This window comes from Rhodoluna sp. (genome assembly GCF_049276775.1).
GTDB lineage: Bacteria > Actinomycetota > Actinomycetes > Actinomycetales > Microbacteriaceae > Rhodoluna.
The window spans coordinates 1-8,168 of record NZ_JBASXC010000050.1; the positions used below are offsets into that span (position 1 = coordinate 1).

The 8,168-nt window shown below is 50.6% G+C and carries 10 protein-coding genes and 1 other RNA gene; 10 read left to right on the top strand and 1 reads right to left on the bottom strand.

What is annotated here, in order from left to right:
- Positions 1 to 199 precede the first annotated feature (199 nt).
- The 3 genes from WAO31_RS03490 to WAO31_RS03500 are packed head-to-tail and all read left to right on the top strand — an operon-like array spanning position 200 to position 1,068.
- Positions 200 to 361 carry a hypothetical protein gene (locus tag WAO31_RS03490; RefSeq protein ID WP_509590310.1) on the top strand — a complete coding sequence of 54 codons (162 nt, stop codon included), beginning with the start codon at positions 200 to 202 and terminating at the stop codon, positions 359 to 361.
- Positions 345 to 722: a TadE/TadG family type IV pilus assembly protein gene (locus WAO31_RS03495; RefSeq protein WP_509590312.1), complete on the top strand. Its 378-nt coding sequence runs from the start codon at positions 345 to 347 to the stop codon at positions 720 to 722. The genes WAO31_RS03490 and WAO31_RS03495 overlap by 17 nt, the downstream gene beginning before the upstream one ends.
- The gene (locus WAO31_RS03500) at positions 706 to 1,068 is read left to right on the top strand and encodes a hypothetical protein (protein ID WP_509590315.1); all 363 of its coding nucleotides are present in this window, start codon (positions 706 to 708) and stop codon (positions 1,066 to 1,068) included. Before WAO31_RS03495 ends, WAO31_RS03500 begins: the two co-directional genes overlap by 17 nt.
- A gap of 321 nt (positions 1,069 to 1,389) precedes the next feature.
- Here the strand turns inward: WAO31_RS03500 and WAO31_RS03505 are convergent, their stop codons facing one another.
- Entirely contained in the window at positions 1,390 to 2,565 is a 1,176-nt protein-coding gene (locus WAO31_RS03505) for an MFS transporter (protein ID WP_509590317.1), read from the bottom strand.
- Positions 2,566 to 2,637: 72 nt separating this feature from the next.
- Here WAO31_RS03505 and prfB point away from each other — a divergent pair, with 72 nt between their 5' ends.
- From prfB to WAO31_RS03540, 7 genes are all read left to right on the top strand, one after another.
- Complete coding sequence (gene prfB / locus WAO31_RS03510) at positions 2,638 to 3,744, top strand: peptide chain release factor 2 (RefSeq protein WP_509590320.1); 1,107 nt, start codon at positions 2,638 to 2,640, stop codon at positions 3,742 to 3,744.
- Between the two features lie 12 nt (positions 3,745 to 3,756).
- Positions 3,757 to 4,446 carry a cell division ATP-binding protein FtsE gene (gene ftsE, locus WAO31_RS03515; protein WP_509590322.1) on the top strand — a complete coding sequence of 230 codons (690 nt, stop codon included), beginning with the start codon at positions 3,757 to 3,759 and terminating at the stop codon, positions 4,444 to 4,446.
- Positions 4,447 to 4,448: 2 nt separating this feature from the next.
- The gene (ftsX, locus tag WAO31_RS03520) at positions 4,449 to 5,363 is read left to right on the top strand and encodes a permease-like cell division protein FtsX (protein WP_509590324.1); all 915 of its coding nucleotides are present in this window, start codon (positions 4,449 to 4,451) and stop codon (positions 5,361 to 5,363) included.
- A gap of 9 nt (positions 5,364 to 5,372) precedes the next feature.
- Positions 5,373 to 5,846 (top strand): SsrA-binding protein SmpB, encoded by a 474-nt coding sequence (smpB, locus tag WAO31_RS03525; protein WP_509590326.1) that lies wholly within the window; start codon positions 5,373 to 5,375, stop codon positions 5,844 to 5,846.
- Between the two features lie 68 nt (positions 5,847 to 5,914).
- Positions 5,915 to 6,284, top strand: a transfer-messenger RNA (tmRNA) gene (gene ssrA / locus WAO31_RS03530).
- A 184-nt stretch (positions 6,285 to 6,468) separates the two neighbouring features.
- The gene (locus WAO31_RS03535; protein ID WP_509590328.1) at positions 6,469 to 7,434 is read left to right on the top strand and encodes a glycosyltransferase family 2 protein; all 966 of its coding nucleotides are present in this window, start codon (positions 6,469 to 6,471) and stop codon (positions 7,432 to 7,434) included.
- A partial coding sequence (locus tag WAO31_RS03540; RefSeq protein WP_509590331.1) for a glycosyltransferase family 39 protein occupies positions 7,428 to 8,168 on the top strand: 741 nt, incomplete at its 3' end. The genes WAO31_RS03535 and WAO31_RS03540, both read left to right, overlap by 7 nt.

Genomic DNA, 8,168 nt, shown 5'->3' on the forward strand with positions numbered 1-8,168 from the left:
TAGGCCCAGCCCCCTCACTGCACCCCCTGAGCTTCTTGGGCGAGCAAGTTGTCGCGTGATTCTTCAGCTTTTCCTGCCCGGCGGCGTAGATTACCCTGCGGGTGCTAGGTGCCCTTCGCCGCGGGGGCTGGGGATAACTTCCCCCTGATGATGCCGACCTTGCTTACGATTTGGGCAACAGGTAAGGAAGGGACAAGCCATGAACACATTCGAGAACCATCCCGGAGAAGAAGGTGATGTCCCTGGATGGGTGCTAATTACCCTGATGACCGCCGGGTTAGTTGTCGTGATGTGGTCATTTGCAGGCCCCGCCCTGCAGGGGGTATTCCAGCAGGCCATGAACCGTGTGGTCAGCTTCTAAGGAAAGAGGATCGGCGGTCACCGACTTTGTGTTGGTGGCGTTTCCGATGCTTGCAATTTTCTCGGCAACGATTTCGATCACCCTTGGTTCCTATGCTCGAGTGGTTATCTTAGATGCCACAATCGAGGGCGCCAGGTTTGCCGCTCTTGCCGATCAGGATATTGCAAGTGGAATAGAAAAGACCCAGAAACTCATAAGTCAATCTTTAGGTCCAGCTACAGCGGTTGAGGTGGTGGGCTTTACCTCCCGAATCGGAACAATCGAATCTATTCGATTAGTTTCATCTCTAAAGTTGGCTATTTTGCCCGGAGGTACTTTATTGAGAGTTAGTTCGGTGGCAACTCGTGAAGTTGAGTACTGAGATTTCTTCCGAGCAAGGCTCGGCGATTGTGGATTTGATCGGGTTTAGTGTGCTGCTACAAATTCCAATTTTGATGTTTGCAACACTGGCAATTCAGACTCAGCAGCAAAGTTTTGCCGTAGAGGCGATCGCTCGCCACGCGCTGCGTGCCCACGTGCTGTGGCCAGATAGAGCCAGTACGGCGCAAGTAATTTCTGAGCTAGCTCGCGACTTTGGTGTTTCAGTTCAGGCACTGGATTGGACTCTGCGCTGCAAGCCAGACCCAACCTGCATGCAGCCAGAGACCACAGCCGAGATTGAAGTTCGACTGGGGGATCTCGTTGCTTTCTCGAGTCAGCGCTTCTAGGGCCAGTGAGCAAGGCTCACTTGCACCTCTTGGAATCGGCCTTGCGATGGTCTCCCTCGCAACGGTACTTGCAATTGTGGGTTCAGGGAGTTTGTATATCACAGAGCGAAGATTAACTGGTGTTGCAGAGTCGGCAGCTTTGAGCGTCTTGATGGAGTCTGGGGGGAATCTGAACCAGAATCTTGTTTCGATGGCCAGTCGGTACCTGAGTGAGATACCACTAGAGGGACTTAATCAAGTGACCCTGGTTGAGGCATCGAGTGCGGATTTGAGGACCGTGCGGATTAGATTGTGCAGTGTTTGGCAACCAATCTTTGAGAACTACATATTTTCTGAGATAGGGAGAGTCTGCTCCGAGGGTTTGGCTCGACGAGGTAGGTAGCGGTGAGCTAGTACGGCGCCGAGAATACCCGTTCCCGTCATCCATAACATTGCGGTTGCGATTCCAAAAAGTGCCGTGATTCCGGAGATGGCAAGTGGTGTTGCTGCAACACCGGCATCAACGAGTAGTCGGTAGGAGGCCAAGAACTCGTTTCTTTCACCCTTTGGAGCAAGGTCCGATCCGATCACGAGAATAATTCCACTCCCGACTCCGTTGGCAAGCGACATTACAAGCGCAACTGCAAGAAAAGTGGTTGCGTCATCAGTGACCGTGAGAAGGGCAAAACTAAGTGAAAGCCCAAGCAGCGTTGGCAGTGCTGACCACCTTCGCCCGAAGCGATCCATTATCTGTCCAGAGGTATACGAAAGGGCGAGGTCCAGCGCGCCCGCTATTCCGATATAGAGAGCCGTAGCTGCCGGAGATAGTCCGATGTGGAGGGCCCAAAGTGGAAGTCCAACTATTCGGGCGGTTCGAAGGCTTCCCATGATCGCAGAGACCATGCCAAGAGTCGCAAGTTTCCTTGATTCCCTTTTGGCAACCATCCAGGTCGCTCCTTTTGTGGTTCCCGGAGTATCGGGCATGACATCCGGCTTCACAAACAGAAGGACAACGGCGGCTAGTGCGGCGAACCCTGCTGCATTCCAGAAAACGGCTTGGATGTCAATAAGTGTTATCAGTAGAGCTCCGATCATCGGCCCAATAAAGTGGCCGGCACGAAAGACTCCTCCCAAAATCGATAGTGATCTCGCGCGATGAGAGTAGGGAACCACTTCGGTTAGAAAGGAGTGCCTAGCCAGAGCAAAAACGGAGACGCTGGCGCCGAGTAAGAACATTCCTGCTCCGAGCATCCACAGAGTGGTCGACAGCAGAGAAAATACAACACCGAGGCTTCCAATCGCTGAAGCGGTAAGCATCGCATTGCGCTCTCCAATGCGGTTTATGAGTTTCGCCGCTGGAATATCTGCAACCAGGGTGCCAACCATGACCAACCCGGTGATTACCGCCGCAGTTGGAAGATCCGCACCCAGAGCCCCTGCGCTTGCCGGAATTATTGGAAGCAGGCTTCCCTCGGCGATACCAAACAGCAAAGAGGGCGTGAAGACAGGAAAGTTCAAGCTCGAAATCTTGAAGGCTTTGGGGTTTGCGGGCACCAGACAATTATGCTCCTGACTTAGACTTGGGAAATCATGTCCGAACTAGATCTAGCTTCCGAGATCAAAACCCTGCGGCAGCTGTTTGCGACCATAAAAGAGGTAATTGACCCTGATTCTCTGCAGGAAGAGGTCAATTCACTAAGGACCCAAGCCTCTGCGGGAGATCTGTGGGATGACCCAGAGCGCGCTTCAAAAATTACTTCCTCACTTTCTAGATCGCAGGACAAGCTCGATCTGATTGTTTCGGTTGAGTCCAGAATCAACGACCTAGAAGTCCTAATTGAAATGGCTAACGACGCTTCCGATTCGGAAACCAAGACAGAGGCTAAAAAAGAACTCTCTGATCTGGAGAAGTTGATAAGTGAACTTGAGATTCAGACCCTACTCAGCGGCGAGTATGACTCGAGGGCTGCGGTCATAACCATTCGATCCGGAGCTGGCGGTGACGACGCAACCGACTTTGCCGAAATGCTTATGCGAATGTACGTGAGGTACTGCGAGCATAAGAAGTATCCAGTGCAGGTGCTAGATATTTCTCACGCCGAAGGTGCCGGCATAAAGTCTGCAACTTTTGAAGTAGACGCCCCCTACGCCTACGGAACCCTGTCGGTGGAAGCGGGAACTCACCGCTTGGTAAGGATGAGCCCTTTCAATGCAGCCGGCAAGCGCCAAACCTCTTTTGCTGCGGTTGAAATAGTCCCGCTGGTTGAACAAACTGAGGCAATCGACATTCCTGACTCAGACATCAGGGTCGACGTGTTTCGCTCCTCGGGTCCCGGAGGTCAGTCGGTGAACACTACTGACTCAGCCGTTCGAATCACTCACCTGCCAACTGGAACTGTTGTAAGTTGCCAGAACGAGAAAAGTCAGATTCAGAATAAGCAGGCCGCCATGCGTGTTCTCCAGTCCAGGCTTTTGGAAATTAGAAGACGTGAAGAAGAAGCCACAAAAAAGCAGCTGGCTGGGGATGTAAAAGCGTCCTGGGGTGAGCAGATGCGAAGCTACGTACTGGCGCCCTACCAAATGGTGAAAGATCTCCGCACCGATTACGAGGAAAACAACCCGCAGTCGGTTTTTGACGGGGGACTTGATGGATTTATAGCCGCGGGAATCCGCTGGAGAATGCGCTCTCCCGCTTAGGCTGGAGACACAATGATCAGCGTTCAAAGCGTCACCAAAAAATACCGAGGTACCCCAAGACCCGCCCTTGACCAGGTGAGCCTGGAGATTGAAAAGGGCGACTTTGTTTTTCTGGTTGGGGCCTCAGGTTCTGGCAAATCGAGCCTTATGCGACTGATGCTTCGAGAAGATGTTCCAAACTCTGGTTCAGTTCACGTTCTTGGTGAAAACCTGGTTGGTCTTCCCGCCAGACGGGTGCCATTCTTCCGGAGGAAGCTTGGAGTGGTGTTTCAGGACTTTAGGCTGCTGCCAAACAAGACCGTTGCGCAAAATGTGGCATTTAGCCTCGAGGTGATTGGCAAGTCTCAAGGATTTATTCAAGAGGCGGTCCCAGATGTTTTGGGTCTAGTTGGTCTTTCTGAAAAAGCTGATCGACTACCAAATGAACTTTCCGGTGGAGAGCAGCAACGAGTCGCTCTCGCTCGGGCAATCGTAAACAAGCCAGCAATTTTGTTGGCGGATGAGCCAACTGGAAATCTAGATCCAACCACCAGCGAGGGCATCATGGCGCTGATTAATTCAATCAACTTAGCCGGTACCACAGTCGTGATGGCAACCCACGATCGATCAATCGTTGACAAAATGCAGCGCCGAGTAGTTGAGCTAAGTCAAGGTCAAATCATTCGCGACCAGATAGCCGGCGGCTACGGAGCCAGGGCTTAGTCATGCGATTTGGATTCATGTTTTCTGAGGTTGGCCAAGGCCTGCGCAGAAACCTAGCCATGGTCATCAGCATCATTCTGGTGACATTTATTTCTCTCACTTTTGTTGGAACCGCGTCTTTACTCCAGCTTCAAATCGGCCAGATGAAAAACTACTGGTACGACCGAGCTCAGGTTGCCATATACCTCTGCACCGATGTTTCACCCGAAGCAACCTGCCCTAGGGGGGAAGCTTCGGATGATGTGAAGCTCCAAGTGCAGGAAAGACTTGACTCGGCAACTCTTACTCCTTTTATTGAGGAGTACTACTTTGAGGATCACGATCAGGCTTTTGCAAACTTTCAAGAGCAGTTCGCGGGAAATGCTGTTGCTCAGTACGTAAGAGCAGAACAATTAAACGAAACCTACTGGGTGAATCTATTTGACCCGAATCAATCTCAGATAATTACCGAGAGCTTCACTGGGCTGTCCGGGGTTGAGGAAGTTCGTGACCAAAGGAGCTACCTGGACCAGATCTTCAACATTCTGAACATTGCTTCGCTAGCTGCGGTTTCTATTGCCGCTTTGATGCTTGTTTCTAGTGTTCTATTGATATCCACCACGATTCGCCTCTCAGCATTTTCTAGAAGACGAGAGCTCGGAATCATGAGGCTGGTTGGTGCAAGCAACTTCTCCATCCAACTACCTTTTATTCTCGAGGGTGTAGTCGCCGCTTTGCTAGGAAGTTTGCTTGCTGCCGGAGCGGTTTTGGGCCTAGTTCAGTTCTTTGTTCAAGGGTTCTTGGCGGAAAGACTTCCTTTCACTAGCTTTGTGAGCCTTAGCGATGGCATGCTTGTAGTTCCGCTATTAATGGCGGCCGGCGTGGTGTTGGCTGCAGTGGCCTCGGGTCTTGCGATCCGTCGCTATCTAAAAATCTAGGAGTCGATCGTGCCGAGAGAGCGTGGCCAGAAAGTGGTGGCCACCAATCGTAAAGCCCGTCACGACTATCACATCGAAGATGTCTATGAAGCAGGCATTGTCCTAACTGGAACCGAAGTGAAGTCGTTGCGGGCCGGTCGCGCGTCTCTGGTGGATGGTTATGCCACCATAGAGCGAGGGGAGGCTTGGCTCGAGAATGTTCACATCCCCGAGTATGTCCAGGGAAACTGGACGAATCACTCAACCAGGCGTCGCAGGAAGCTTCTACTGAACCGAGTAGAGATTTATAAGCTCACTGGAAAAATAAAAGAATCCGGTTTTACCTTGGTTCCGATTTCCATTTACTTCAAAGACGGCAAAGCGAAGGTTGAAATTGCTTTGGCCAAGGGTAAAAAAGACTACGACAAGCGCCATGCTTTGAAAGAGCAACAGGATAAGCGCGAGGCGGCTAGGGCAATGTCGACCAAGGGTAAGGACTGGTAGGCCTTCCTATTGTCTGCCCCTGTTGGTAGACTGGGGGACTACCGAAAGGTAGTTTGAAAACTAAACATGGGGATGATCGGTTTCGACGGTATTTGCCGAAACTGAATGAAGCGGGTCGAGAATGCAGAGTTATCTCGTAAACGTCCTCTGCAAACTATAGGTGCCAAATCAAAAAGCACCGACTTTGCCCTAGCTGCATAAGCTAGCCTCGAAGTCCGTCAGCCTAAATCTGATTTCGTTTTAGGTCCTGGCGTCATTTAGAAATCTTGCTGAGTAGCTACGCCTTAGGGCTACTTGGGACTTTTACTCAGGCTGGGCTCGTCGGTTAGGTCGCTTCAAGCTTTGACCGGAGTCGAGTAAAACAGTATTGAAGCTACACCCGTAGAAGAGTCAGAATCCAAATATCGGACGGGGGTTCAATTCCCCCCATCTCCACACATCAACTAAGGCCCAAGGATTTCCTTGGGCTTTGTTGCTTGACCGATGCTTTAGGGCGTTTTCGAGTAAATTAGCTCTCATAGCTATTTTTTCTGCCTAGTACAGCAAGTCCGGAAGAGACCATTGACCAAGCCAGCAAGGAAGTTCTCTAGCATGGGCATAGATAAAACCGTTAGGGGCCTTTTTGTCTAAGCCAGTTATTGCTGTAGTCGTACCTTCTTATAAGGTGACCTCTCACGTTCTTGAAACTCTGGGTGAGATTGGTGACGATGTTTCTTACATTTTTGTTGTTGATGACGCCTGCCCCGATGGCTCCGGAAAACTCGTGCAAGAGAAAGTTTCCGATAAGCGTGTACAGGTAATTTTCCACGAGGAAAACCAGGGTGTTGGGGGTGCGATGATTACCGGGTACAAGGCGGCTCTAGCTACCGATGCAGACATCATCGTAAAACTCGATGGTGACGGGCAGATGGACCCTAATCAAATCTCAGACTTGATTGCACCTATTGTGAACGGGCGAGCCGATTACACCAAGGGAGATCGGTTAGATAGCCTCACAGGCCTCAGTCAAATGCCCAGCATCAGATTGATTGGCAACGCAGGGTTGTCTCTTTTGACGAAAATTTCAACCGGGTACTGGAACATCACGGATCCAACCAATGGGTTCACTGCAATCCACCGAGATGTTTTGAAGGCACTGCCACTTGACATGCTTAGCAAGCGATTTTTCTTCGAATCGGATATATTGTTCCGCCTGAGTCTTTATCGAGCGGTTGTTTGGGATGTTCCGATGCAGGCTCGGTATGGAACCGAAAAGAGCAACTTGAGCATAATCAAGACTCTGTGGGAGTTCCCCTGGAAGCACTTCAAGAATTTCCACAAAAGGCTTTTCTATAACTACTACCTAAGAGATGTCTCGGCTGCATCTATTGAACTTCCCCTCGGATTCATTCTGTGGTGGTTTGGGTTGATTTTTGGAATTGCGGCGTACAACCAGTCCATGGCAACCGGGGTTGCGGCGACAACCGGAACAGTGATGATCTCAGTAGTTCCGCTAATTCTTGGATTCCAACTGCTTCTGGCTTTTGTTAGCCACGATGTTTCCTCTGTTCCAAACAGACCCAAGCACAAGGGGGAAATTGAGTGGTAACCAAATCAAGGTATGAATACTTTTGGCTACTACTCCCAGTTGCTTTTGCGGCTTGGTCGATCAGTCGGGTCTGGACCGTACTACCCTCAATCATGGGTGACGAGTACGTTTACACCAGCGCCGCTAGACATTTGCCTTTTGCAGAGCAGTTCTTCTCAAACTACGTATTTTCGTGGATTATGAGTGCCACCAACCTGTGTGGGACGGACTTTTATGCCTGCACAAAGAGCATCAACTCAGTGTTTTTTGTACTAGCAATCATCTTCACATTCCTAATTGCGATTAGGTACCTACCGTTTGGCTGGTCTGTGTTTGTGGCCTCAGTGACAGCACTCAGCCCAATCGCGATTCCCGTTTCATATTTCATGCCAGAGATTATGTATTTTGCAGCCATGACTGCAGTTGTTCTTGTCGCGCTCTGGATCGCAGACCAAGACAAGTGGTCCCTTTGGTCGTTATCAGGAATAGCACTTGGGGTAGCCGCTCTTGTAAAACCGCATGCCATCTTTATGCTTCCAGCCATCGCGATTTTTGCCTTCGTTGTGGCATATAAGAAGGAAGGTGGGAATTGGATTACAGGGCTCAAATCGGCTTCAGCTTCGATCGCAGGCTTTATCATCGCGAAGTTCGGGTTGGGTTTTGTTTTTGCCGGCACCGAAGGACTCAAGCTTTTCGGTGGCTATGGTTCTCCGGTAGACGCCCTTACCTCGGTGGTTGGTAACACCGAGCCGCAG

Excerpts from the sequence above, each read along its gene's own strand:
- WAO31_RS03490 (WP_509590310.1), top strand. The coding sequence starts at position 200 with ATGAACACATTCGAGAACCATCCCGGAGAAGAAGGTGATGTCCCTGGA.
- ftsE (WP_509590322.1), top strand. The coding sequence starts at position 3,757 with ATGATCAGCGTTCAAAGCGTCACCAAAAAATACCGAGGTACCCCAAGA.
- prfB (WP_509590320.1), top strand. The coding sequence starts at position 2,638 with ATGTCCGAACTAGATCTAGCTTCCGAGATCAAAACCCTGCGGCAGCTG.
- ftsX (WP_509590324.1), top strand. The coding sequence starts at position 4,449 with ATGCGATTTGGATTCATGTTTTCTGAGGTTGGCCAAGGCCTGCGCAGA.